General features: G+C 34.0%; 21 protein-coding genes. 16 read left to right on the top strand and 5 right to left on the bottom strand.

The window, feature by feature from the left end:
* Positions 1-370 (bottom strand): FkbM family methyltransferase (locus QZ659_RS12945; RefSeq protein ID WP_291726246.1); only part of this gene is annotated, 370 nt, incomplete at its 3' end.
* A 3-nt stretch (positions 371-373) separates the two neighbouring features.
* Entirely contained in the window at positions 374-1,756 is a 1,383-nt protein-coding gene (locus tag QZ659_RS12940) for a flippase (protein ID WP_291726245.1), read from the bottom strand.
* 435 nt (positions 1,757-2,191) lie between these two features.
* On the opposite strand from QZ659_RS12940, the gene recJ reads away from it, so the two are divergent.
* The 3 genes from recJ to QZ659_RS12925 all read left to right on the top strand — a co-directional run bounded on the left by recJ (position 2,192) and on the right by QZ659_RS12925 (position 6,263).
* Positions 2,192-3,916 carry a single-stranded-DNA-specific exonuclease RecJ gene (gene recJ / locus QZ659_RS12935; RefSeq protein ID WP_291726244.1) on the top strand — a complete coding sequence of 575 codons (1,725 nt, stop codon included), beginning with the start codon at positions 2,192-2,194 and terminating at the stop codon, positions 3,914-3,916.
* A 178-nt stretch (positions 3,917-4,094) separates the two neighbouring features.
* On the top strand, positions 4,095-5,357 hold the full coding sequence (gene fahA, locus QZ659_RS12930) for a fumarylacetoacetase (RefSeq protein ID WP_291726243.1): 1,263 nt from the start codon (positions 4,095-4,097) through the stop codon (positions 5,355-5,357).
* Positions 5,358-5,615: 258 nt separating this feature from the next.
* On the top strand, positions 5,616-6,263 hold the full coding sequence (locus QZ659_RS12925; RefSeq protein ID WP_291726242.1) for a Spy/CpxP family protein refolding chaperone: 648 nt from the start codon (positions 5,616-5,618) through the stop codon (positions 6,261-6,263).
* Between the two features lie 86 nt (positions 6,264-6,349).
* Here the strand turns inward: QZ659_RS12925 and QZ659_RS12920 are convergent, their stop codons facing one another.
* The gene (locus QZ659_RS12920; protein WP_291726241.1) at positions 6,350-7,483 is read right to left on the bottom strand and encodes a lysylphosphatidylglycerol synthase transmembrane domain-containing protein; all 1,134 of its coding nucleotides are present in this window, start codon (positions 7,481-7,483) and stop codon (positions 6,350-6,352) included.
* Positions 7,484-7,822: 339 nt separating this feature from the next.
* Between QZ659_RS12920 and QZ659_RS12915 the strand changes: the two genes are divergently transcribed.
* The 7 genes from QZ659_RS12915 (at position 7,823) to QZ659_RS12885 (ending at position 13,942) form a co-directional block, all read left to right on the top strand.
* Positions 7,823-9,013, top strand: a complete 1,191-nt coding sequence (locus tag QZ659_RS12915) for a homogentisate 1,2-dioxygenase (RefSeq protein ID WP_291726240.1) — start codon at positions 7,823-7,825, stop codon at positions 9,011-9,013.
* Positions 9,014-9,273: 260 nt separating this feature from the next.
* Positions 9,274-10,176, top strand: coding sequence for a hypothetical protein (locus QZ659_RS12910; protein WP_291726239.1), 903 nt, complete (start codon positions 9,274-9,276; stop codon positions 10,174-10,176).
* An 18-nt stretch (positions 10,177-10,194) separates the two neighbouring features.
* Complete coding sequence (locus QZ659_RS12905) at positions 10,195-11,070, top strand: carboxypeptidase-like regulatory domain-containing protein (protein WP_291726238.1); 876 nt, start codon at positions 10,195-10,197, stop codon at positions 11,068-11,070.
* A 116-nt stretch (positions 11,071-11,186) separates the two neighbouring features.
* Positions 11,187-11,783, top strand: coding sequence for a gliding motility lipoprotein GldD (locus QZ659_RS12900; protein WP_291726237.1), 597 nt, complete (start codon positions 11,187-11,189; stop codon positions 11,781-11,783).
* A gap of 23 nt (positions 11,784-11,806) precedes the next feature.
* The gene (locus QZ659_RS12895) at positions 11,807-12,091 is read left to right on the top strand and encodes a hypothetical protein (protein ID WP_291726236.1); all 285 of its coding nucleotides are present in this window, start codon (positions 11,807-11,809) and stop codon (positions 12,089-12,091) included.
* A gap of 86 nt (positions 12,092-12,177) precedes the next feature.
* Positions 12,178-12,741: an NADAR family protein gene (locus QZ659_RS12890; protein ID WP_291726235.1), complete on the top strand. Its 564-nt coding sequence runs from the start codon at positions 12,178-12,180 to the stop codon at positions 12,739-12,741.
* A 115-nt stretch (positions 12,742-12,856) separates the two neighbouring features.
* Positions 12,857-13,942, top strand: coding sequence for a fatty acid desaturase family protein (locus tag QZ659_RS12885; protein ID WP_291726234.1), 1,086 nt, complete (start codon positions 12,857-12,859; stop codon positions 13,940-13,942).
* Positions 13,943-13,945: 3 nt separating this feature from the next.
* Here the strand turns inward: QZ659_RS12885 and QZ659_RS12880 are convergent, their stop codons facing one another.
* Entirely contained in the window at positions 13,946-14,398 is a 453-nt protein-coding gene (locus QZ659_RS12880) for a DUF2061 domain-containing protein (RefSeq protein ID WP_291726233.1), read from the bottom strand.
* Positions 14,399-14,754: 356 nt separating this feature from the next.
* Between QZ659_RS12880 and QZ659_RS12875 the strand changes: the two genes are divergently transcribed.
* The 4 genes from QZ659_RS12875 (at position 14,755) to QZ659_RS12860 (ending at position 20,063) form a co-directional block, all read left to right on the top strand.
* Complete coding sequence (locus QZ659_RS12875; RefSeq protein ID WP_291726232.1) at positions 14,755-15,390, top strand: rhomboid family intramembrane serine protease; 636 nt, start codon at positions 14,755-14,757, stop codon at positions 15,388-15,390.
* 119 nt (positions 15,391-15,509) lie between these two features.
* Positions 15,510-16,646 (top strand): AI-2E family transporter, encoded by a 1,137-nt coding sequence (locus tag QZ659_RS12870; protein ID WP_291726231.1) that lies wholly within the window; start codon positions 15,510-15,512, stop codon positions 16,644-16,646.
* A 101-nt stretch (positions 16,647-16,747) separates the two neighbouring features.
* Positions 16,748-17,704, top strand: a complete 957-nt coding sequence (gene metF, locus QZ659_RS12865) for a methylenetetrahydrofolate reductase [NAD(P)H] (RefSeq protein ID WP_291726230.1) — start codon at positions 16,748-16,750, stop codon at positions 17,702-17,704.
* Between the two features lie 424 nt (positions 17,705-18,128).
* A complete protein-coding gene (locus tag QZ659_RS12860) occupies positions 18,129-20,063 on the top strand; it encodes a hypothetical protein (protein WP_291726229.1) in 1,935 nt (644 codons plus the stop codon).
* Positions 20,064-20,140: 77 nt separating this feature from the next.
* Here QZ659_RS12860 and sucD read toward each other — a convergent pair whose 3' ends face one another.
* Positions 20,141-21,028 carry a succinate--CoA ligase subunit alpha gene (sucD, locus tag QZ659_RS12855; protein ID WP_291726228.1) on the bottom strand — a complete coding sequence of 296 codons (888 nt, stop codon included), beginning with the start codon at positions 21,026-21,028 and terminating at the stop codon, positions 20,141-20,143.
* A gap of 342 nt (positions 21,029-21,370) precedes the next feature.
* Between sucD and mutS the strand changes: the two genes are divergently transcribed.
* The gene (gene mutS, locus QZ659_RS12850) at positions 21,371-24,049 is read left to right on the top strand and encodes a DNA mismatch repair protein MutS (RefSeq protein ID WP_291726227.1); all 2,679 of its coding nucleotides are present in this window, start codon (positions 21,371-21,373) and stop codon (positions 24,047-24,049) included.
* Between the two features lie 74 nt (positions 24,050-24,123).
* Positions 24,124-24,708, top strand: coding sequence for a hypothetical protein (locus QZ659_RS12845; RefSeq protein WP_291726226.1), 585 nt, complete (start codon positions 24,124-24,126; stop codon positions 24,706-24,708).
* The last annotated feature ends 238 nt before the right edge of the window (positions 24,709-24,946 follow it).

Here is a 24,946-nt window from a genome sequence, read left to right as displayed (position 1 = left end):
TTAGTTTTCCTTCACTTTCTCCACAGCCTACATTAAATGCCTCAAACTGTTTTTCTTTGGCACTTTGTACCAATCTTTGAAACGTTTTGGGATGAGGCTCAAAAGCATAAATGGTCGTGTTCGAATTTATGTTTTTTATATATGAACTATAATTACCAACATTTGCTCCAACATCAAAGACAACTAAGTTATGATTTGACTTTTGGTTTAATATGCTTCTTAAAAAATGCTCTTCTCCAGAGCGTTTTCTTGTATGTGAGTTGTGGATTCCTAAGCCACGCAATGCACAATGAAACAACAATTTATTCCACTTGTAAAATACCTTGTTGGCAAACAAAGCAGCATAGAAATTGGCAATTTTGTAAAGCATTATTTATTTTAAAATAGTACGAATCAGAATAATTAGATAGCGAAAAGGAGCAAGAACTCCCAAAACATGCATTTTAAGCAATGGAAATATTTGAGGTAAGAAAAAACTACACCCAAAAGATGCAATAGCATATGAAGCTACTGTTGCATACGCTGCACCTAGAAGCCCATATTGTGGTAACCAGTACCAATTCAATGCAAAATTAATAATTGCCCCTAAAGAAGTCTGTAAAAAATTAAAAATTTGTTTGTTTTCTGCTAACATCCAACGGCTGCCAGCCACTCCTGTTGCTACAAAAACACCTGCCCACACGTGAACAGAAAGTACTGAAACAGAGGGTGAAAATTCCTTTCCATAGGGTAAGACATCTATAATAATCCATTCGCTCAGAAAAGTAATAGGGAGTGCAATCGCAATAGAAGCCCATAAAAGAAAATCAAAAAATTGCTGCATTCGCTTTTTATACTTTTCAGGGTTGTTTTTTTGAAGTTCTACAATGGCAGGGAAGAGCGAGCCAGCAAAAACCACAGGCACAAAATACCACATTTCACTAATTCTTACGGCTGCTCCGTAATGACCACTTGCAGCATCACCTAAAAACTGTTTTATCATAATTTGGTCAATTCGCATATAGATAGAAACAGCAATTCCACTAAAAATCAAAGGTGTAGCATCTCTGAGCATCACTTTTGCAATAGCTGTATCCCATTTCCAATGTTTTATGTTTTCGCCTGTTTTGAAGTACATCAAAAAAAGCCCAATGGCAGTAAGAATTGTTTCTATCAAAAGGATGCTTCCAAAAAAAATAACAGAATATTCTTTCCAAATACCAAATAGTTTTAAGACTGCACTTATTAAAATAACGACAATCTGAACCTTTACGATAAAGTGAGAACGAACCTGTACTTGAAAGTGTGAAGTAACCAAATCACTCACATTAAAAAATAAATTGAGTGATAAAATAAAAATTAGCCAGCGTTCTGTTGTATCAGAAGGAAGAGCAAAAGGCAAAATTTCTTCAATAGAAGAAGGTGTAATAACTCCTATTATGTTTAGAAATAAAATAATGAAAATCGCAGCTACTACACGTAAATAAAAAGCAGAACCAAAATAAAAAAGATGATTTTCTTTGTCAGCCACAAGCTGCCGAGTCAGAATAGAAATGATTCCTAAGCTCGCTAAGGGAGTAACTAAAAAAACAAAACCAATCGCATATTCTAGTTTTCCATACTGTGCAGCACCTAAATAATTGGCGGTCAGAGGAAAAATCCAAATACCTGTAGCAAAACGAATTGCTTTTTCTACTAAAAGCCAAATGGTGTTTGAACCATATTTTTGAAGACCTTTCTTATCAAAGCCTAAAAATTTCGTTTTTTCATTAGACATGAGGTGTATATTAAGAGGGCATTTTATGATAAGCCTACAAAGGTATTACAAAATTACTCCAAATCCGAATTAGCAAACTATCATTTTAGCTCTATTTCTTACTTTCCATCATTTCACGTTGTCGCATCGGCATTGCATCAATATACACTAAAGAGTTTGTCTGTAGGTAGAATTTTGTTTTGTGCCTTAATTTCAGTTCCTTCAAGTTTTCCTACCGAAAATAAATCAGCAGTGGATTTGAGTGCTTTTCCCTACAAAAACAAAAACGATATCCTAGCAAAATTAGAATACAACTATCAGACGAAGAATAAGAAATAGTTTGTATGTTTTATGTAAATATTGATTGTCTGCATTTTATTTAGTAGGTTTAATTAAGAAAACAAACTGTCCTTGATTAAACATTCTTCTGTTCATTTATTTTTGCTTTACTTATTTATGCAAACCAAACGCTGGCTTTTCGAAAAACTTCCTTCAAATGAACAGATTAGATTTCTTTCTGAAAAAATAAATGTTAGTCAAGTACCTGCTACTTTGCTTCTTCAACGTGGCGTAACCGATTTTGAAAGTGCAAAAGCCTTTTTTCGTCCTTCACTTTCTCACTTACACTCTCCCTTCTTAATGAAAGGAATGGACACAGCCATAAACAGACTTAAAGAAGCCATACAGAATGAGGAAAAAATATTGGTCTATGGAGATTATGATGTAGATGGAATTACCTCAGTAGCTATTATTTATGGTTTTTTAAAAAAAATATATGGCAACCTTACCAATGAAAAGAATGTTCAAGCCTATATTCCCAACAGAAATACAGAAGGTTATGGAATTACAAAAGAAGGATTGGCATTTGCAAAAAGTGAAGATATTAGTCTTATTATTTGTTTAGATTGTGGCGTAAAGGCCAATGAACAAATTCAGCAAGCAAAAGACTGGGGAATAGATTTTATTGTTTGCGACCACCATTTGCCAGACGAAGAGCTACCTGCCAGCTTTGCTATGCTCAATCCCAAACAAAAAGGTTGTAATTATCCCTTCAAAGACCTTTCTGCTTGTGCCATTGGATACAAATTTTTGCAAGGATTCTGTTTTCGTACAGGAACTTCAGAACGAAATCTACATTATTATTTAGATTTGGTTTCGTTAAGTATTGCTGCTGATTTAGTTCCGATGCGAGGCGAAAATCGTATTTTGAGTTATTTTGGATTAGAAAAAATAAATATAGACCCACTTCCGGGAGTAAAAGCATTATTAAATCTGATAAAAGGATACGGACGCACTATTACAGTTCGTGATATTGTCTTTTCTGTTGCGCCTCGTTTGAACGCAGCAGGAAGAATTACAGATGCTTACGATTCGCTACATTTGCTTTTGGCATCCTCTGAAAAAGAAGCCAATCAGCTTGCCAGAACGCTCAATCAGAAAAATGATTTGCGCCGAGATATGGAACGCAAAATGATGATAGAAATAGATGAAATTCTCAAAAAATCTGTTCCTACACGCAAAACAAATGTTCTCTTCAACAAAAATTGGCATAAAGGACTGGTAGGAATTGCAGCAGCAAAATGTGTAGAAAAAACCTATCGCCCAACAGTAGTTTTAACTCATTCAGAATCTGAAAATGGAGATTTGGCTGTTGGTTCGGCACGTTCTATTTCAGATTTTGATATTTATAAGGCTGTGGAGAGTTGTTCAGATTTATTGACGCAATTTGGAGGACATAAGTTTGCTTCTGGAATGTCTATGCCTATTGAAAATGTAGAAAAATTTCAAGAGCGTTTTGAAGATGCTGTTACAGATACACTAGAAAAAGAGCAGCTCGTTCCTCCTGTGCGTGTGGATATGGAAATTGATTTATCACAGATTAATCAAAAAATGTTTGATATTATCAAACAAATGTCGCCTTTTGGTCCTCAGAATATGCGTCCTGTTTTTGTAGCTCGTAATGTAGAGCTTTTTTCTCCAAAAATTATAAAGGATTTACACTTAAAGTTACAAGTAAGGCAAGGAATATCTATTTTTTCGGCTATTTCATTTGGAAAAGCACATTTTTTCAATCAGATTTCAAATACTAGTCGATACGACATTGCTTTTCTGATTACAGAAAATACCTTCAGAAACAAACAATATCTTCAACTTGAAATTAGAGATATTATAAAACTATAAAATCAATGATGTTCTGAAAGTGAGCTAAAATAGATTCGATTTTGTCTTACCAAATTTAGAAATTCTTATTCCTACCTCAATTACTATCTTCTATCAAAGAATAGTTCGATTATATGTATATTTGCAGTATAGCAATTTTTTAAACTTATATTCTTACCAATAAAACGACACATTTCAAATGTCATTTCAACCCAATAACCCAGATTTAAAATCATTTATTGACGTTTCTAAAGACTCTGACTTTCCAATACAAAACTTACCTTATGGTATTTTCTCTACGCCAAATCAAGATGCTCGTGTAGGAGTTCGAATTGGCGATTTTGTATTAGACTTAGCAGGGCTTTCAGACGCAGAGCTTCTTAAAGATTTAGATTTTGACCACAGCGTTTTTTACGAAAGCGTTTTGAATCCTTTTATCGAACTAGGGCAGCAAAACTGGCGAGCTACTAGAGAAAAAACCTCTCAACTCTTGCAGAAAGGCTCTCCATTGGAAGATAAAAAAGATGAATTTCTTTTTCCTGTGGCAGATGTTACGATGCACTTACCTGTCAGAGTAGGTGATTATACAGACTTTTATTCTAGTATTGAGCATGCTACTAATTTAGGAAAACTATTCAGACCTAATGGAGAACCTCTTATGCCTAACTGGAAACATATTCCTGTGGGCTATCATGGTCGTGCTTCTTCGATTGTAGTTTCTGGTACAGAAATTCACCGACCTAAAGGACAAATTTTACCAAAAGATGCTGATAAGCCTATTTTTTCTCCTTGTAAGACTTTAGATTTTGAGTTGGAGATGGCTTTCATTGTCGGAAAATCTACAAATTTAGGAGAATCAGTTTCTATAAAAGAAGCTGAAAATCATATTTTTGGAATGGTGGTCTTCAATGATTGGTCAGCAAGAGATATTCAAAAGTGGGAGTATGTACCTCTAGGTCCTTTCTTGGGCAAAAGTTTTGCTTCTTCTATTTCTCCTTGGGTGGTTACACTTGATGCTTTAGAGCCATTTAGAGTAGAGAGTCCAAAGCAAGAACCTGAAGTTTTAGACTATCTGAAATATGAAGGAAAACATAACTTCGACATAAACTTAGAAGTAGATTTTATTCCTCAAAACGGAGAAGCAACAACAATCAGCCGTTCAAGTTTCAAATACTTGTATTGGAACATGGCACAGCAGCTGACACATCATACTGTAAATGGTTGTAACATCAATGTAGGAGACATGTGTGCTTCAGGGACAATTAGTGGAAAAGATGAAAACTCTTATGGTTCGCTTATTGAAATTACTCAAGGAGGTCAAAAAAATATTAATTTAAAAGGAGGTGAAATACGCAAATTTATTCAAGACAACGACACAATCGTGATGCGTGGCTTCTGTCAGAATGAAAATGTTAGAATCGGTTTTGGAGAAGTGAGTGGAAAGGTGCTTCCTGCAAAGTAATTTTGATAATCAAGAAAAATTAAATTGCACTTGTTATGACCTAAATAGAAAATAAGGTCAGTTTCGTAGAGCAGACTAAAAGTAATGCCTACCTAGTTTTTATACTAGATAGGCATTTTTTTATGCCTTTTGAAAATATTTTCTATACGAATTAAACCTTTGCTTTCTGTGTGTATCTAACCTTACGAATACAGCAAATAAGTATTCAACCATTACTCACTAAATTTATTTTAAATAACATTTTAATTTTAATCAAATATGAAAATCATTCAAAAAACAGCTATTTTCTTTACTTTATCTTTAGCATTATTTTTTGCTTTTTCTATAACTACTTATGCTCAAAGAGGAGAGGGCAAACATGGAAAACACCACGAAGAGCGATTAGAAAAAATGAAAGAAGAGCTTGACCTTTCAGATGCACAAGTGGAACAAATCAAAGCCCTACACGAAAAGAAGAGAGAGGAAATGAAAAAGTTACGAAGCGAAGCAAAAGAAGAAAATGAAGAACGCAGAGCCAAAATGAAAGCGCACCATAAGGAAATGAAAGCAGAGATAGACAAAATCCTAACTCCAGAACAGCGTAAAAAAGCCGAAGCACTTAGAGCAGAGCATAAAGACCCAGAAAAAAGAGCTGAAAAGCGTCTTGAAAAATTGAAATCTGAGCTTTCTCTGACTGATGCACAAGCCAGCAAAGTGAAATCTGCTTTGGTTACAAAAATGACCAAAATGCAGGCTTTAAAAGAAGCTGCAGGAGAAGAAAGAGTAAACAAAGACGAAAGAAAAGCTCTACACACTGCTTTTGAAAACGAATTAAAATCTATTCTTTCTGATGAGCAGTTCAAAAAATATGAAGAGATAAAAGCAGAGAAAAAGGGCAAGCATAAGCACAAAAAACACAAGAAGTAATTCTTGAAAGGAATAGCAATCTTCTGATATTTCTCTTAGTTAAAAACATCCCACTATTTCTGAATAGAGATAGTGGGATTTTTAATTTACTGCTTTGCTCCTCTTTTGGCTTGTCTTTTTTTGTTAATTCTAGTTATCCAACGAGGCAAGATTAAGAAACCAATGAAAAGATAAGGGTAATAATAAAACATTCGCCACAAAATACCGACAGCAGCACAAAACTCTTCTCTTAAATACTCTACGTAGAACAGACAGAAGACAGCCTCTGCCGTACCACTACTTCCAGGGGTTGGAGAAAGCAACATTACAATCCACATGGCTATTTGACGAGCAAATACAAATAAATGATCTACAGCTTCTAAAGGAGTAAAAGCTGAAATAAGGCAGTTGAGCATCAAATAACGAGCTATCCATATAAAAAAAGTAAGAAAAATAGCCTTTATCCATAACGAAAAACCACTACCACGTAATGTTACAGCAGCAATTATCATTTCATTTCCTGCCTGTGTTGCCTTACTTTGAAATCTTTTCAAAAAACCAAAAGAAGTTGCTTTCACTAAAAGCCATTTAAAACCACGAGGATTTATAAACAGTCCATAAACAAAGAATAAAGCATAAATGACAGTCAGACCATAACTTACATAAAATGCACCCTTTAAACCTTGCTGCTGTACAAACTCATTAAACATATTAGCAGAAATAACAGGGAAAACGGCAAAGTCAAAGGTATTAGAAACAAAAATAGCTAATGGTGCAAAGACGATAAAGAAAAAATTATCTAGCAGTGCTGTCATCATTACGTACGCCATTGATTTTCCAAAGGAAAGTCCTTCCTGATTGAGAATAAAGACTGCAACTGCTGTCCCACCCACCACAGAAGGCGTAACGGCAGAGGCAAATTCCCAAAGTAAAATAATATACAGACTAGATTTCCAAGAGAGTTCATTATCACTAATCATCTTGATACGCTGAACATAACCAGCATCTCTAGCCAAAAGCATAAGGAAAGCAGCAATAAACCAAATCCAATTAGAACGTTTTAAGGCATCAAAAAAAATGGTAAAGTCAATTTCTTTTGCAGCAAGATAAACTGTTATGCCAAGACCTATTAAAACAGGAATATAAATTTTATTGACATTAAGGGTCTTGAAAACTTCCTTTTCATCAGGCGTTTTTGCTGTTACGTTTTGTGTATTTTTGGGGTCTAGTGTAGAAGACATTGGTTTTTATTTCTATTTTTGGTTCACATTTTACGAAACCCTTTCTTAGTAAAAAATGACTTTTCCCTGTAAAGTGTTCTGAGAAAGAAGTATTAAAAGTACGCATAAATATAACACAAAAAAAACATCGTTTAAATATCGTTTTTGCACTAATTTTATGTAAATTCCCACTTTCTGAAAGAGCTAGATTTCTTCTGATTTAGTAAAAATACAATTCAGAATGTATAATATTAAATAAACTATTTATGCTCTAAACTCAAACAGACAATTAGAGTTCTAGTTTTAATAAAAAAACAATATACAAAACCTATAATCATACAAAATAAATAACACCAAACAATGAGTTATTACATCAAAATGGGGACTATTCCTCCCAAACGACATACTCAATTCAGACAAAAAGATGGTAGCCTGTATCATGAGCAACTTGTCAGTTCTCGTGGCTTTGATGGTATTTATACCCTTCTTTATCATATCAATGCACCTACACAGATAAAGAAAATGCTTGAGCCTATTCCTATGAAAACGGAATTGCTAACAGATTATCCTCTCCAACCTATGCACCTCAAAACGTCTCTTTCAGAGCGAACAGGAGGAGATTTTTTGGATGCTCGTGTTCCATTGCTTGCCAATAACGACTGTGCGCTCTCTATCTGTAATCCAAGTAAATATACAATGGACTACTTCTATAAAAATGGAGAAAACGATGAGGTAATTTATATGCACGATGGCAGTGGTTATCTGTATTGCCCACAAGGAAAACTAAGAGTAAAAAAAGGCGATTATGTAGTCATTCCTAGAACAACTGTTTATAAAATGGAATTTGATGAGAATCAGGTAGATGAAAATGGAAATAAAGTAGAGGTCAGAATGATGATTACAGAATCTCGTGCGCCTATCGAAACGGTAAATCGTTATCGAAACAGAATGGGGCAGCTTTTAGAACACTCTCCTTACTGTGAGCGTGATATTCATCCACCTCAAGAGCTTATTACAGAGACGGAAAAAAAGGAAACACTCATCAAGACAAAAAAAGGAAACTTTCTGCACCAACATCTCTATGATTTTTCTCCATTAGATGTTGTAGGATGGGATGGCTGTCTTTATCCTTATACACTTTCTATTTATGATTTTGAACCGATTACAGGACGTATTCATCAGCCACCTCCCGTACACCAAACATTTCAGTCAGAAGGAGGTTTTGTAATCTGTTCGTTTGTGCCTCGTTTGTTTGATTATCATCCAGATGCTATTCCTGCTCCTTACAATCATTCCAATATTGATTCGGATGAAGTACTTTTCTATGCAGAAGGCGATTTTATGAGTAGAAAAGGCATTGATAGAGGTTCTTTTACCATCCACCCTGGGGGAATTGTCCACGGTCCTCACCCTGGGACGTATGAGGCAAGTATTGGTAAAAAAGATACGCACGAATACGCTGTTATGGTGGATACTTTTAAGCCTCTCTACCTCACAAGACAAGCCTTAGATTACATAGATTCAGATTATGCGTATAGTTGGTTAGAATAAAAAGGTTTAGTCGTGAAGTAGTCTTACAGTTTTCAAGATACATTTATTTAACATCAGACTATCATTAGATGGTCTGATGTTTCTTTTTTAATGTTAATTTTCTTTCGGTCTGTTCTACGAGACTGAGCTTATTTTTTAACTTAGGTCAGCCCAGTAGGGCAGTACCGATAAAGTAAAACAAAGCATTTATAAAAAGTTTTGCAGCATTTTTCATAGAAAGCAACGTAGGGATAAAAACTCATTAACAAAATTTAAAATCTATGAAAAAAATTATACTTTCTTTACTTTTAATTTTATCATTTTCTTACGCTGCTTTGGGGCAGATTGTTGTAAAGGGGAGGATTATTGATAATAGTGGAGAACCTATTATTGGCTCAATGATAAAATTGGAAGATACTTTGAGAGGAACTTTTACAGATATAAATGGAAGATTTGAAATTGAAGTTGAGAACGAAAACTCAATACTAATTTTTGTACGACACGAAAGAGAACCGTTAAAATTAAAGGCTTCAGAAATCAATGGAGATATTTTTTTGTATAGCGAACTAAATAAACTAATATGTAGAGTGGTGGGAGTTCCTATACAACGTTATTTATTTGAGGTAAATTATTGGAGTGGAGTATTTTATAATCCCTATGGAATTAAGATATGTAAAAATTGGTATCTCAATAAAAAAAGAGATAATGAAAAATATATTTCATCAGAAATTGCCTACAGCACCAACTTTGAGGATAATCAAGATTTTTATGGAAAAGTAGGAACAGAAATATTTAAAAGACCTATCAATTACAGTTTTCAAAACACTATTTTTAATAAATCAGATACACAGAATAATATTCAAACACACCTTTTAGAAAGTGGAAGTGATATAAAGTTAGTAGTTCTTTTGTATGGAATCGGTCATCAAACTTTTCTTAAAGAAGGAGTAGAAAACAGCAGAGTAGAGAATTATGGTATTCAGTTAGGCTTATCAAAATATTTTCAAAAAATAAGTTTGTATTGCTCTGTTCGCTCTTTCTACTGGCAAAACTACTGGGCGTGGGAAGCAAATCTAAATAGAAAATTTTTTTACAGAAAACTGCGACTAAACACAGGCGTTTCCTATCGCCAGATAGCACAAGATTTTAAGGAAATCAATCTGACTTTGGGCTACATCTTCTAAATAAAATTTCAAAAACCTATGAAAAAAATTATACTTTCTTTACTTTTAATTTTATCATTTTCTTATTCTGCTTTGGGGCAGATTTTAGTGAAAGGAAAAGTCATTAATAAAAATGGAGCTTTACCTGGAGCTACTGTTCAAATTAAAGGAACAACAAAAGGAACACAAACTTATATTGATGGAAACTTTGAAATTGAGGTTGAGAATGAAGAAAATATTTTGGTATTTCGTTTCGTAGGTTATGAAACTAAAGAACTAAAGGTTTCAGAAGTAATCTCTCTCAAAGAAATAGCACTAGAAGAAGCAGAACTAACAGTTTGTTATGTTCCTTATCTCCCTTTAAAAGTAAATTACTGGAGTGGTCTTTTTTACAATCCTTATGGAGCTTCATTAAGCAAAATGAAGTATTTTAGCTTTCTTAATAGATACATAGATTTTGATATAGGCTACAGCACTAACTTCAAAAATAATTCAGATTTTTATGGAGAATTTGGAACACGCATTTTGACAAGGTTTATTTCGTACAAATTTCAACAAACTACTTTTGAAGATTCAGACATAGAAAATAGAATCCGAACGCATTTTTTAGAAAGTAGCAGTTCTTTGAAATTTATTAACCTTACTTATGGTGTTGGTCATCAATCTTTTAGAAAAAAAGGAATTGAAAATCATGAACTCCAAAACTATGGAATCAGTTTAGGCTTGCGAAAAAGTATAAAATACATTGGCAGCCTTTCAGCTAAATCCTTTTACTGGCAAGACTACTGGGCGTGGGAAGCAAATCTAAATAGAAGATTTTTTTACAGAAAACTGCGACTAAACACAGGCGTTTCCTATCGCCAGATAGCACAAGATTTTAAGGAAATCAATCTGACTTTGGGGTATATGTTTTAGGATAAAACAAAAAAAACTCTAATTTCATTATGCTATGACAAATGATTCATACCAAAAACCTATTTTTGAAGTTATATAGATTAGCATAGAAAATCTGAACTCACAAAACTTCGAAAATGAAATTTTACTCCTTTATACTGCCTTTAGTTGTATCAATAATTTTTCTTTCTGCCTGCACAAGCGAAGAAGATAGCTATATTCCAAAACCTTATGGCTATTTTAGAATAGAACTTCCAGAGCAAAGCTACCAAAAACTAGAAGGCGATTATCCTTACTCTTTTGAGCATTCTAAATATGCTAAAGTAGTAAAAAACACGAGCCAAAATGCAGAAGAAAACTGGATTACTTTAAAATATGAGCCGACAAGTGTAGCAGAAATTCATATCACGTATAAAGAAGTCAAAAATGACCCAAAACTTTTTATGGAATATGTAAATGATGCTCACAAGCTCACTTTCAACGAAATAAATACGGCTCGTTCGTCTGCCATTGATAAAGTCTTGGATTCCAAAAATGGAAATGGAATTGTCTTTACCATTTCAGAAGGAGAAGTTCCGACGGTTTTCAACTACTGGATTTCTGATACTACCACACACTTTTTTAGAGCAGCGATGTACGTTCCGACTTCCAATCAAAACGATTCGCTTGCGCCTATCTTGAAATACACTAAAGAAGACATGATGCACATGTTAGAGACGTTTGAGTGGAAATAAGAGATTTTTTAACTGGATGTAATATGCTAGATTTTTATTTTATACAAAATGACCAAACTAAACCCAATTATCCAAAAGATGTAGAGTTTGCAGGAAGTTTGGACTTTGATATTTTTGAAAGATTACAGAGAAAAGGTGTTATTTCTAATCATTATAATTATTATTCGGATTTTTACTGGAGCAGGGAAGTTATAGCTCAAATAATTGAAAAAACTAAGGATAGTAAAGACACAGATAAAGAACTACTGTTGCAAATAATCGAAAAAGCATATTCAAAAAAACAGGCTTTAGTCGCTTACTGTGATTAATTACAAGGATATTGAATGAATGTTTTTGAGTGAACTCTTGTTGTACTTCTGTCCAATTTATATCATCACTTTAATTTTTTTTTTCAATGAAATACAATTTACCTTGGCTCATTTCGGAATATGAAAAGCTACAAAAACAAGACAAAAACTTTGATTACCTCTTCTTTTGGGGACACCGACCGACAAAAGATGGAAGTTTAAGCAAGACTATTTTTAGTCAGTGGTGGCAGAAAGGTTTTTCTGTGGACGGAATAATCTACCCCACAGCAGAACATTTTATGATGGCTGGAAAAGCTCGTTTGTTTGAAGACGAGGAAATGTTAGAACAGATTTTGAAAGCCCAAACACCTGCCGAAGCCAAAAAATTAGGTAGAAAAGTAATAAACTTCGATGATACTCTTTGGCAAGAAAAACGTTCAGAAATTGTAGTAGAAGGAAATTATCATAAATTTTTAGATGCAGACTACAAGGCTTTTTTACTAGGAACAGGAAATAAAATTATTGTAGAAGCTAGTCCATCAGATAGAATTTGGGGAATTGGAATGAAACAAGATGCTCAAGGAATATGTAATCCAAAAAATTGGAAAGGACTCAATCTTTTGGGCTTTGCACTTATGGAAGTGCGAGAGAAATTGAGAAATGAAGGGTAGAATGCTATAAAAATGAGTGAGTTAAGGCTAAAAAATGTAGATTTGTATTTTATTGTTAGGGAAAAGCACACCTTTTCCATACAGGTAGTAGAACAGAATAACGTTTTATCCGAATATGAATCCTTACGTAAAGTTTAAGCCAGCAACTAGAAATCATTTTTTTTCTACACTCAAAAAGCGAGTAGATAATTATTTTATTGCTAACAACATCAGCAAAACAGCCGATACAAGTATGGTCATCAAAACGATTATACTTCTATCTGGCTATATTTTACCCTTCGTTTTTATCTTGATTTTCAACCCTTCATTTATCATTTCTACGCTTCTTTGGGCATTAATGGGTTTTAGTATTGCAGGAATAGGAATGAGTGTAATGCACGATGCCAACCACGGTTCGTATTCTAATTCGAAATGGGTCAATACAATTTTGGGAAATACGCTTACTTTAATTGGTGGTTCGGTAGATAACTGGAAAGTACAGCACAACTTGCTCCATCATACGTTTACAAACATTGTTCATGAAGATGATGATATTTCAGATAAGTTTGTTTTGCGTTTTTCTCCTCACACTAAGGTAAAATGGTTTCATAAATACCAATATATTTATGCATTCTTTTTCTACGGACTTCAAACGATTTACTGGGTTTTTGTAAAAGATTTTTTACAATTCCAACGCTATGTGATAAAAGGTGAAGCAAAATGGGTAACTTTTACAAAACTTCTGCTTTCCAAACTCATTTATATTTTTGTAATGCTAGTAATGCCAATAGTGTTTTTTAATGTTTCTATTTTAAATTTGATGATTGGCTTTTTTGTAATGCACTTTGTAGCAGGACTTATTCTGACTGTGATTTTTCAGTTAGCTCATACCGTTGAGGGAACTACACACCCACTCCCTAACGAAAAAAATGAAATTACAAACGATTGGGCAATTCATCAAATGAACACAACAGTAGATTTTGCGCCCAAAAATAAGTTGCTTTCGTGGTATATTGGAGGACTAAATTTTCAAGTAGAACATCATTTGTTTACCAAAATTTGTCATATTCATTATCCTGCTATTTCTAAAATTGTACAACAAACAGCTGCTGAGTTTGATGTTCCCTATCTAGTAAATGAAAAGTTTTCAGATGCTCTAATGGCACATGTAAATGCACTCAAAAGATTTGGCAAAGAAGAAAATCCAAAACTGACAGCTTAAAATCTATTGACAGTTCATACATTCTTCTACGGTGGTGGAGTGTGGTGTACGGTCAATTTTGCCCCACACTACACGTTCCCACACACGTTCGTGGAAATAATAGAGAGCTAATTTGGTAATTACTTCAAAAGTAGCAATCTGTGAAGCTGCAGAAGGTCTGCCTGTAAGAATGAATGCTACCATAAATGTATCTATCGTGCCAAAAACACGCCAACTGATTCCTTTTAAAAGACTTCTTCCATGAGAAATAAAACGATTATTGCTTTCTGAAATTCGATTCCAAACTCTTTCGTGTAAAAAATAAAGGAGTGTTTTGGTAAAGACTTCGCCTAAGCCTATTTTTATTGCATCTTCAAAATGTCCAGTGATAAGCCAAGAAAGTAAGATGGTATCTACTGTGGCAAATACTCGCCAACTAATTCCTTTCACGATGCTTCTATATATTGTCTCTTTCACGATTTTGTCGTTTTTAATGAATACCTTTGAGAAGCTAATTATAAAGCTAATCTCATCAAGTTTTTATAAAAATGGTACTAAATAAAATTATTTTGCAACCGAATTGTTTGACTATAAAAAAGTCCTACAAATTCTTAATAAAAGATAATAGTATTGCTATCAATACACTTTCATAACGTACATTCAGCCAGAGTGTTTCGTTTATACATTGTTTTATATATCATTTTAACGTGATTTGATAAATTCTTTTAAATTTTAATCAAAATTAGCTCATTGCTTAGTCAAACGATATAATTTTTCGTTTAGATAAATATAACACATTTATTTTCAATAAATTACATTAAAATTTACATACAATGGTTTTTTCAGTTTCTTTAGCTATTCTTGTAGTTACCATTATTATTAGTGTTATGGGTTTCAACAATCCAGAACTACAAGCCAAGCTATTACACAATCCTTTTTTAGTAAATAAGAGAAAAGAATATTATCGTTTGCTCTCTTCTGGCTTCATTCATAATGGTTTAGCACATTTAGGATTCAATATGCTGACATTTTTCTTTTTTGGGAAAGTGGTAGAGAACGTTTATACCGAATATTATGGTGATGTTGTTGGGGCATCCATATTTTTAGGATTGTATCTACTTTCTATTATTCTTTCAGACTTGCCTTCTTTTTTCAAATATAAAGATATGCCTGCATATAGCTCTCTAGGAGCTTCTGGAGGAGTTTCTGCGATTGTTTTTGCTTCTATTTTGTTTCAACCTACCAACGATTTATTTCTACTGATGATTCCTATTCCCATACCAGCTTTTATTTTGGGAGCTTTGTATGTGATTTATTCGTATTATCAGAGTAAAAACTCATCAGACAATATTAATCATTCGGCTCACTTGTACGGTGCTGTGGCTGGTTTTGTGATTAGTGCGATTTTGATTCCAAATGCTATTCCAAACTTTTTTGAGCAACTTTCACGCTTTCGCTTGCCTTTTTAGCAAATAAAAAAGTAATTTCGTTTAACATAAAAAGCAAAGTTTAGTTATTTGATTAAATTTTGCTTTTTTTAGTATGTCAATATGTAAGCAACCTATTTTTTAACCTTTATTTTTTCTTTATGAATGACAATCATTTACAATTCAGTAAACTTCCCTTTTCCATAAAAACGGCATTTTATATAATTGCCTTTCTAGTACTTTTTGTCTTTGCAGTTATTGAAGCTAGAGGCTTACTGATTCCTTTTACATATTCGGTACTGCTTTCCTTTATTTTGTATCCGATGTGTAAGTTTTTTGAAGACAGGGGAACACCTCGCATTGGTAGTATTTTACTTTGTTTTTTTATTGTAATTGCTGGTCTGTTTGGGCTATTTTATTTTTTTTCAACTCAAGTTGTCAGTATTGTAAGTGAGTTTGAAAATTTCAGAGGAAAACTGTTAAACCTCGTTCATCAAGGCATTGAGCAGTACAATAAGATTGTTCCCAACTCAAAGCTAGATGATGAGAGCTTACTCAATCAAGCTAAAAAATGGTTGTCTTCTTCAAGTAGTTCGTTACTTTCAGGAACACTAAATCAAACCAGTAACTTTTTCTCTGGTCTTATACTAATTCCTATTTATGTATTTCTTTTATTGCTTTACAGAACAGGCATAAGAAGAGTTTTATTACGTTTTGTGCATACAGAATATCGTGTAGCTTTTACGCATCTTTTGAGAGATGTACAACAAGTAGGACAAAAATATATTGGAGGCTTAGTAATCATTATTTTTTTAATTGGATTACTAGATAGTATTGCTCTTTGGATTATTGGTGTTGATTCTCCATTCTTTTTTGGCTTTTTAGCAGCTTGTCTTGCTATTATTCCCTATGTTGGAACAGGTGTAGGAGCACTTCTACCTGCTTTGTATGCAGTCATGAATCACTCTCCTAGTATGGCACTTTATGTTTTGATTGCCTTTTGGGCTGTTCAATTCATTGAAGGAAACTTTCTCACTCCAAAAATTATAGGAGGGGAAGTCAGTCTAAATCCATTAGCTGCTATTCTTTCTCTAATAACAGGTGGCTTTGTTTGGGGGCTTTCAGGAATGATTCTTTTTATTCCTTTAGCTGCTATACTCAAAATTATTTGTCAGAATTATAAAGAATTAGAACCCATTGCTGGACTGATGGGAGATGAAATTACTAGAAAAGATGAAATGATGAGGGGAAAGAATCATAAACCAAGAACACCATTTTGGAAAAAGTTATTTAAGTAAAAGAATTTTTAAGTGGTATATTTGTATAAATAACCAAAAACATATACATCAAGCACTTTGATTTATAATTTTTTAGCATCACTCAATAAAATATATCAGCATTGAAAGTTGTAGAACATTTAAACGCAAATAAAGGAAAAACTCTTTTTTCCTTCGAACTTATTCCACCTCTAAAAGGCGAGAGCATCCAATCTATCTTTGATGCCATGAACCCACTTATGGAGTTTAAGCCTCCTTTTGTTGATGTTACGTATCATAGAGAAGAATATGTCTATAAAATGCGTAAAGAAGGACTATTGGAACGAAAAGTAACACGCAAACGCCCTGGAACTGTCGGTATTTGTGCTGCTATTATGAACCGTTACCAAGTAGATGCTGTTCCTCATATTATCTGTGGAGGCTTTTCTAAAGAAGAGACTGAAAATGCACTTATAGATTTATCTTTTTTGGGTATTGAAAATGTGCTTGCATTGCGTGGCGATGCTGTAAAGTCGGAAGGAGCATTCATCCCAGAAAGAGACGGACATAACTATGCTGTTGATTTGATAGGACAAGTGGTAGATATGAACAAAGGAAATTATATTGATGAGGACTTACACCATCCTATTCCTACCAACTTTTGTATCGGAGTAGCTGGATACCCAGAAAAACACTTTGAAGCTCCAAATATGAACACAGATATGGCATATTTGAAGGCAAAAGTAGAAGCTGGGGCAGAATACATTGTTACTCAAATGTTTTTTGACAATTCAAAATATTTTGAGTTTGTAGAAAGATGTAAAGAGTTTGGTATCAATGTTCCAATTATTCCAGGATTGAAGCCATTTACTACAAAGAAGCAACTTAATGTTTTACCTCGTATTTTTCATATTGATATTCCAGATGATTTGGTAAGTGCTGTCTCTGCTTGTAAAGACAATAAGGCTGTGGTAGAAGTAGGTATTGAGTGGGCTGTTCAGCAATCTAAAGAATTGATGGAAAAGGGGGTTCCGTGTCTGCACTATTATACAATGGGACGCTCTGGAGCAACAGAAAAAATAGCTGCACAGTTATTTTAGTATAAAAAGGTAAAAACATCATTTTTCTGATAGTAGAAGCTGCTTCTCTACTATCTAAAAACAAGTAATGAGTTGTTTTTTATAAGGACTTTCACAAAGTTATTTCTTGACAAAATATTGTTTTGTTTCTTCATAGCATTGGGGTTGTAACCCTAATGCTATGAAGAAAACGTGTCTTTAACCAAACTGTATTTAGTTAGATTTTGCTTTTGCGAAAGTCTTATTTATATAAACTTATTATGGTTTTATATATGTAAACTAATTTGATAGAGTTATTTGAGAAATAAAAAAACATTTCATTTCCTAAGATTAATTTATAAATTGGCGAAATATTTATTAAAAATAATTTTAATACATGAAGTTATTTTTATAAAAATTCCTCTTTATATAATTTGTATCAACAACTTTAATCAAAACAATTTTTATGAACAACTTATCAGCTTTAAAAGGTGATACGACAAGCAATTTAGAATACCTACAAGCAATAATTTTGGCTTGTTTGGCAGGATTCGTCTTTATCTTAATACAGTATTTCTCTGAGAAAAGTGTAGCTTTCACTACTTTCTATACTGAGAAATCAAATCTAGCTACACAAGTAGAGCCTCAACCCAACCAGTTTTTTACTCAGAATTTTTTAGCCGTTAAAAACGATTCTACCTGTGACCCTATTAGCGATTCGCAGTTTCCAAAACTGATACCTTTTACAGGCTCACAGCCTACACTTCCTTCTTATTGGAAATGTACAGCTTTACTTCACCCTTTTAGTCCATTACAAAGCAATAGCACTCCTACTGACCAAGCCAGTCCTTTTTTTGAATTATGTATTGCTTCTGTTTCTTATGCAGAAGGAATTGGAATGAACGCATTATTAGTTGGTACTTCGGGTAGGAAATGGTGGTACAAAATTACTTCGTCTGAGACATTGGTTTCTACGGATGGTATCAATTATTCTCCAATGGATTTGGGGTGGAGTATTCCGACAACCAACTGGTTTGGAGACAAAAGTGCTGAAGCCGAATGCGCTGGTACAAGTTATATGAACTGGCTAGAAGCTCAACAAACAGATTGGTGGAAAATCCCAGTAGGAACTACCAAACCACCTCCAGCCACTTGGATGTGGTTTGACCACAAGACAAAATTACCTGTTCGCTTGATGTTTGGACAAGGTCCACTCAAGCCTACTTTGGGAAGTCCAGAGCAATTGGCATTGTTTCAAATGTTTTCTTTTATCCACTTTTCAACCTTTGAACCTCTCTCTAGTAGTTCTTTAGAAGAGCCTTTAACCACACCAGAAATTACAGGTTTTACATTTGGAAATCCAAACAATTATCAGCTTTTTTCATGGAATACCAATCTTGGAATGACAGCTTTCATGACTCCTGTAAATGAAGAATTTAATCCATTACCCACTAGAGTTTTATACAGATGGAAGTCGGATAGTGCGTACAAAGTAACCTCAGACCGAACTCAAAATACATGGATGAAATATACCTACAATCCTCAAAACTCATTTACTTCTCAGATAGCACTCTTGACAGGAAGAGCTCCAAAAGGAGTAACACCTCCTAGAAATAGTGGAACAGGTTTTCTAAGAAACTACCACGGTGATACTCTAACAAAAGCAATAGCTTTTAGTAATTTTCCTTTCGGACAACAACCTCCTGCGTGGGTACAGATTCCTGCAGTAGAAGGAAAAATTCACGCTACATTAGTCGATAATCCTGTACTTTCACCTAAACATACCGTAACAATTATATCTGCCTTATTTCCTCCTTCTGGAGATAATTACCCAAATTCGACATATTTATGGGCTTGGTATAGTCCACTTAATGCTTCTGGTTCAAAAAGTCGTCCGATTACATTTATGCAATCGCAATCTGGAGTGGGAATAGGAACAAGTTTAGCACTAGCAGATTATTTTGCCTATGAAGAATATAAAGAACCCATTGACCCTTGTAACTTTACGCCACCTCCTTTTATTAGCATATTGGCAGATAGAAAATGGCAAACGACAGGTGTAAAACTCAAACAAGGTATGCAAGCAAAAATTTCTTATGTTGGAGGACTTTGGACAGCTAATCCAAATGACAACGAAGGTGATTTGTATGGTGCTAATGGGAATCCAACTTATATTAATGCAGAAGAAGGTTATGCTATGCCAAATAAAAATAAAGGCGCTCTCATTGGAAAAGTAGGTGACCAAATCTTTTTTATAGGAGATGGTGCAAATACTCCAGTAGGAGCAAGTGGAACTTTATCTATTTGTATCAATGATGATTTGGATGCTTCTCAAGGAGCAGGTCTTAAAGACAATAAAGGTTTTATCAATGTAGAAGTAACAATAAATTCGGAAGAATAGCCTTTTTATAAAACTACTTAAAAAAGGGTTTGAGAAAAGTTCTCAAACCCTTTTTTATTTATAGAAAGTACAAAAAATTAAGCATTTTCAGTTTCTAAAACATCTTTGATAGTTTTTCCAATGTTTGCTGGAGATTCTACAACATGGATACCACATTCACGCATAATACGCATTTTGGCTGCTGCTGTATCGTCTGCACCACCAATGATTGCTCCTGCATGTCCCATACGCTTGCCTTTTGGTGCTGTTTGTCCTGCAATAAAACCAACGACTGGTTTTTTGTTACCTGTTTCTTTAATCCAACGAGCTGCATTAGCTTCTAAGTTTCCACCAATCTCACCAATCATAACGATAGCGTCTGTCTCATCATCATTCATCAGAAGTTCTACGGCTTCTTTTGTAGTTGTTCCAATGATTGGGTCTCCACCAATTCCGATAGCTGTTGAGATACCAAGACCTGCTTTTACTACTTGGTCAGCAGCCTCATACGTAAGTGTTCCAGACTTAGAAACAATACCCACTTTACCTTTTTTGAATACAAACCCTGGCATAATTCCTACCTTTGCCTCTTCTGGTGTGATTACTCCTGGGCAGTTAGGACCTATCAAACGACAGTTGCCTTTGTCTGCAACATACGCCTTTGCTTTGACCAGATCTTGTACAGGAATCCCCTCTGTAATGGCAATAATTACTTTTATACCAGCATCAGCAGCTTCCATAATAGCATCAGCAGCAAATGCAGGAGGAACAAAAATAATAGAAGTATCAGCCTTAGCACCTTCTACGGCATCAAGAACAGTATTGAAAACAGGTAAGCCCAAGTGAGTAGTACCACCTTTTCCTGGTGTTACTCCACCTACTACATTTGTTCCGTATTCAATCATTTGTTCAGCGTGGAAAGAACCTTCTTTTCCTGTAAAACCTTGAACAATAATTTTAGAATCTTTATTTACAAGTACGCTCATAGTCTGTATAATGAATTTTTGTGAGTGTAAAAAATGATATAAGCAAAAATACCTTTTATTTTGATAAAATAATAATCTATACAATAGAATTATTGAAAATATCAGTCTTAGCGAGCCTTAAAACAGAAAACCTAAATGGAGTAACAAATGAATTTATAGAACATATAATAACATCCTTTTTACATAATTCTAATACACTTTAAATGCAGTAAGTCATCAAAAATGTGATTTTAGCATATTTTCTACTTTGAAGGATTATCTTTTTTCTAATCTCAAAATATTTTTGCAATTTTGATGGGTTAAGAAAATAGATTTGCCAATAAAAATAGCGATATAGACCAGATGGCCAGACCTCCAAAATCTCCAAGTAAGAAGAAACTAACCAATACCACCACAACGAAACAAACGCCTTTGATGAAGCAATATAATCAAATCAAGGGCAAACATCCTGATGCGATGCTTCTATTTAGAGTAGGAGACTTCTATGAAACCTTTGGAGATGATGCTGTGAAAGCTGCCAAAATACTGGATATTACGCTTACCAAACGTGCTAATGGCGCTGCTTCTGAAATTGCGTTGGCTGGTTTCCCTCATCATGCTTTAGATAATTATTTACCTCGTTTGGTGCGTGCTGGACTACGTGTAGCTATATGCGACCAATTAGAAGACCCAAAGGCAGCTAAAGGAATCGTTAAACGTGGTGTTACCGAACTGGTTACCCCTGGGCTTGTCTTGGGAGATAACGTTTTGGAAAATAAGAAAAATAATTACTTGGCTTCTATTCATTTCTATAAAAACAAGAAATACGAAGCCGTTGGAGCAGCTTTTTTAGATCTTTCGACAGGAGAATTTTTGGTAGCCGAAGGAGAGTTTGCCTACATTGAACAGCTTTTAGAGCGTTTTGCACCTTCCGAAATTATTTATAGCAAGGCAAACAAAAAAGAATTTGAAAAATATGTAATTAATGGAGAAAATAATTTTTCAACGTTTTCCATCGAAGAGTGGATTTATTCACTGAATTACTCTTATGAAAAACTCACAAAACACTTTGGAACGAGTTCGCTCAAAGGTTTTGGCGTAGAATCTATGCACGCTGCCACCATCGCAGCAGGGGCTGTTTTGTATTACTTAGAAACCACCGAACATCACGAAAAAAACCATATCATTTCAATAAGCAGAGTAGAGCAAGACAAATACGTTTGGTTAGATTCTTTTACTACTCGTAATTTGGAACTGCTTGTGCCGATGCATGGAAATGGTTGTTCTTTGATTGAAGTTTTGGACAAAACGGTTACACCAATGGGGGCAAGGCTTCTTAGAAAATGGGTGGCGTTCCCTCTTAAAGATGCCAAACCAATTCAAAACCGACTTCGAAATGTAGCCATTTTGGTAGAAAAAGATGGTTTGCAAGGCGAAATTAGTTCCTATTTGAAGGAAGTAGGTGATTTGGAACGCTTGATTTCAAAAGTTGCCGTAGGAAGAATTAATCCGAAAGAACTTGTAAAACTTCGTACTTCACTGGCAGCTATTCCTATCATAAAAGATATTTTATTGAAAAGTAAAACCAACGAATTAGAAGCCATTGGTGAGAAAATTATTTTAAATAATGATATTCTTAAAAAGCTACAAGATGAGTTAGAAGATAACCCTCCATTAGCTGTTCAGCAAGGAACAACGATAAAAAAAGGGGTTCATAAAGAATTAGACGAACTTCGTGGTATTTCTACTTCAGCAAAGGATTTTTTAGAGAAATTACGTCAAAGAGAAATTGTCAAAACTCAAATTACATCGCTCAAAATAAATTTCAATAAGGTTTTTGGATATTATATTGAGGTCAGTAATGCACACAAAACAAAAATTCCAACAGACTGGATTCGTAAACAAACCCTTGTTAATGCAGAGCGTTATATCACACCAGAACTCAAAGAATGGGAAGAAAAAATCGTAACGGCAGAAGATAAAATTGCTAGTATTGAATATACTTTGTATCATAATTTAGTTTCAGAAGTTGCCAAATATGTAAAAGTCATTCAGCAAAATGCTAAATATTTGTCTATGCTTGATGCGCTTTGTAGCTTGGCAGAAGTGGCAACTCAAAATAATTATGCTCTGCCCGAAATTTCAGAAGATAATAGTTTAGAAATTAGAGAAGGAAGACATCCAGTTATTGAAAAACTCTTGCCTATTGGCGAACAATACGTTCCAAATGATATTGTAATGAACCCAGATAATGAGCAGATTTTCATCATTACAGGACCTAATATGGCAGGTAAATCAGCACTTTTACGACAAACAGCTCTGATTGTTCTGATGGCACAAATTGGAAGTTTTGTTCCTGCTAAAAGTGCCAAAATTGGCGTAGTAGATAAGGTTTTTACCAGAGTGGGAGCATCAGACAATATTGCTAAAGGGGAATCTACGTTTATGGTAGAAATGTCGGAAACGGCTAGTATTTTGAATAATTTGAGTGATAGAAGTCTTGTTTTGATGGATGAAATAGGACGAGGAACAAGCACCTACGATGGTATTTCGATTGCGTGGGCGATTGTAGAATATTTACATTCTTTACCTAATGCCAAACCCAAAACACTTTTTGCTACGCATTATCATGAGCTCAACGAGCTTAAAAATGAGTTTGATAGAATTAAAAACTACAACGTTTCGGTAAAAGAAGTAGGAGGGAAAATTATTTTCCTTCGTAAACTCAAAGAAGGGGGAAGCGAACACAGTTTTGGAATAAACGTTGCCTCACTTGCAGGAATGCCTAAAAAAGTAGTGTTGAGAGCTTCTGAAATGATGCATCATTTTGAAACAAATAAATTCAAAGAAAAAGATAAAGAAACTCTAAAGGCTGCTCCAAAAACTAATTTCTATCAAAACAGTCTCTTTGAAGAAAACAAAACTACTGACCCAGTCTTAGAAAAATTAAAAGACGAACTCTTAGCCTTAGACATCAATCGCCTTTCGCCAGTAGAAGCACTTTTAAAATTGAATGAGTTTAAGATTAGAGTGGGGAAGTAGTGATGAATGGTGAGTTGTAAATGATGAATGTACACCAGTCTTCTAGACTAAATAAAAGGTAGATTAATAAAATAATGGAAACAAGAGAAGGTTGTAAATACAGTTTTGAAGTCAGAGGGTACTGGGATTATTCAAAGTATCTTTTTATGTATGTTGGTGTTATCAGTTTTTTAATCTATACACATTATACTCTGATACAAAGAGGAGAGACTTCTAAATTTATCATGGTATTTGAAGTATTAATGACTGTTGGAGGACTTTTTTTAGCATTTTACCCTATCTTAGAAATAGAGTTATCGGAAGATTATTTTATTACAAAACTCATTTTTAATACCGTATCACGTATAAGTTATACTGAAATAGAAGAAATAAATATTTCGTATGGAGAAGACCTTGTTCTACGAGGACAGAAGTTTGATGAAGCTATTTGGATTCATAAAAAGGATAATAACGATATACTGATTGATATTCCACGTAAAAATATAGAACTAGAAAAACATTCAGACTTTTTAGATAGTCTCAATTTTTTAGCAACAAAAGTAACTACCACTATTCGCATTGCACCTATTTATAAACGTCATATTGATGAGAGTATAATTAAAGCAAAAATAGAATGGTCTGATACTCCTAAAGTTTATAAAAGAATAAATGAGAAATAAAGAAAATCCTCTTTTTTTGACGATTGAAAATAAATTTGCCTACTGGTTTTTTATTGTTCTAATGTTGCTGTTGATATTTTTTTTTAGCTTTTTAGTTTACAAGGATTGGGTAAAGGGAGATTATGATATTATTAGTTTTATTTTGGTTATAGGATTGATATATTTTCTGTACAAAATACTATCTATTAAGTAGTTAGTTTTCACAAAATTGTTATTTTGTATTTCTGATTAAAAATAG

This window comes from Bernardetia sp. (assembly GCF_020630935.1).
GTDB lineage: Bacteria > Bacteroidota > Bacteroidia > Cytophagales > Bernardetiaceae > Bernardetia.
This window is presented reverse-complemented; position numbering and strand designations above follow the sequence as displayed.

Coding starts and splice junctions, on each gene's coding strand:
- QZ659_RS12940 (WP_291726245.1), bottom strand. CDS start 1,756: ATGTCTAATGAAAAAACGAAATTTTTAGGCTTTGATAAGAAAGGTCTT.
- recJ (WP_291726244.1), top strand. CDS start 2,192: ATGCAAACCAAACGCTGGCTTTTCGAAAAACTTCCTTCAAATGAACAG.
- fahA (WP_291726243.1), top strand. CDS start 4,095: ATGTCATTTCAACCCAATAACCCAGATTTAAAATCATTTATTGACGTT.
- QZ659_RS12925 (WP_291726242.1), top strand. CDS start 5,616: ATGAAAATCATTCAAAAAACAGCTATTTTCTTTACTTTATCTTTAGCA.
- QZ659_RS12920 (WP_291726241.1), bottom strand. CDS start 7,483: ATGTCTTCTACACTAGACCCCAAAAATACACAAAACGTAACAGCAAAA.
- QZ659_RS12915 (WP_291726240.1), top strand. CDS start 7,823: ATGAGTTATTACATCAAAATGGGGACTATTCCTCCCAAACGACATACT.
- QZ659_RS12910 (WP_291726239.1), top strand. CDS start 9,274: ATGAAAAAAATTATACTTTCTTTACTTTTAATTTTATCATTTTCTTAC.
- QZ659_RS12905 (WP_291726238.1), top strand. CDS start 10,195: ATGAAAAAAATTATACTTTCTTTACTTTTAATTTTATCATTTTCTTAT.
- QZ659_RS12900 (WP_291726237.1), top strand. CDS start 11,187: ATGAAATTTTACTCCTTTATACTGCCTTTAGTTGTATCAATAATTTTT.
- QZ659_RS12895 (WP_291726236.1), top strand. CDS start 11,807: ATGCTAGATTTTTATTTTATACAAAATGACCAAACTAAACCCAATTAT.
- QZ659_RS12890 (WP_291726235.1), top strand. CDS start 12,178: ATGAAATACAATTTACCTTGGCTCATTTCGGAATATGAAAAGCTACAA.
- QZ659_RS12885 (WP_291726234.1), top strand. CDS start 12,857: ATGAATCCTTACGTAAAGTTTAAGCCAGCAACTAGAAATCATTTTTTT.
- QZ659_RS12875 (WP_291726232.1), top strand. CDS start 14,755: ATGGTTTTTTCAGTTTCTTTAGCTATTCTTGTAGTTACCATTATTATT.
- QZ659_RS12870 (WP_291726231.1), top strand. CDS start 15,510: ATGAATGACAATCATTTACAATTCAGTAAACTTCCCTTTTCCATAAAA.
- QZ659_RS12860 (WP_291726229.1), top strand. CDS start 18,129: ATGAACAACTTATCAGCTTTAAAAGGTGATACGACAAGCAATTTAGAA.
- sucD (WP_291726228.1), bottom strand. CDS start 21,028: ATGAGCGTACTTGTAAATAAAGATTCTAAAATTATTGTTCAAGGTTTT.
- mutS (WP_291726227.1), top strand. CDS start 21,371: ATGGCCAGACCTCCAAAATCTCCAAGTAAGAAGAAACTAACCAATACC.
- QZ659_RS12845 (WP_291726226.1), top strand. CDS start 24,124: ATGGAAACAAGAGAAGGTTGTAAATACAGTTTTGAAGTCAGAGGGTAC.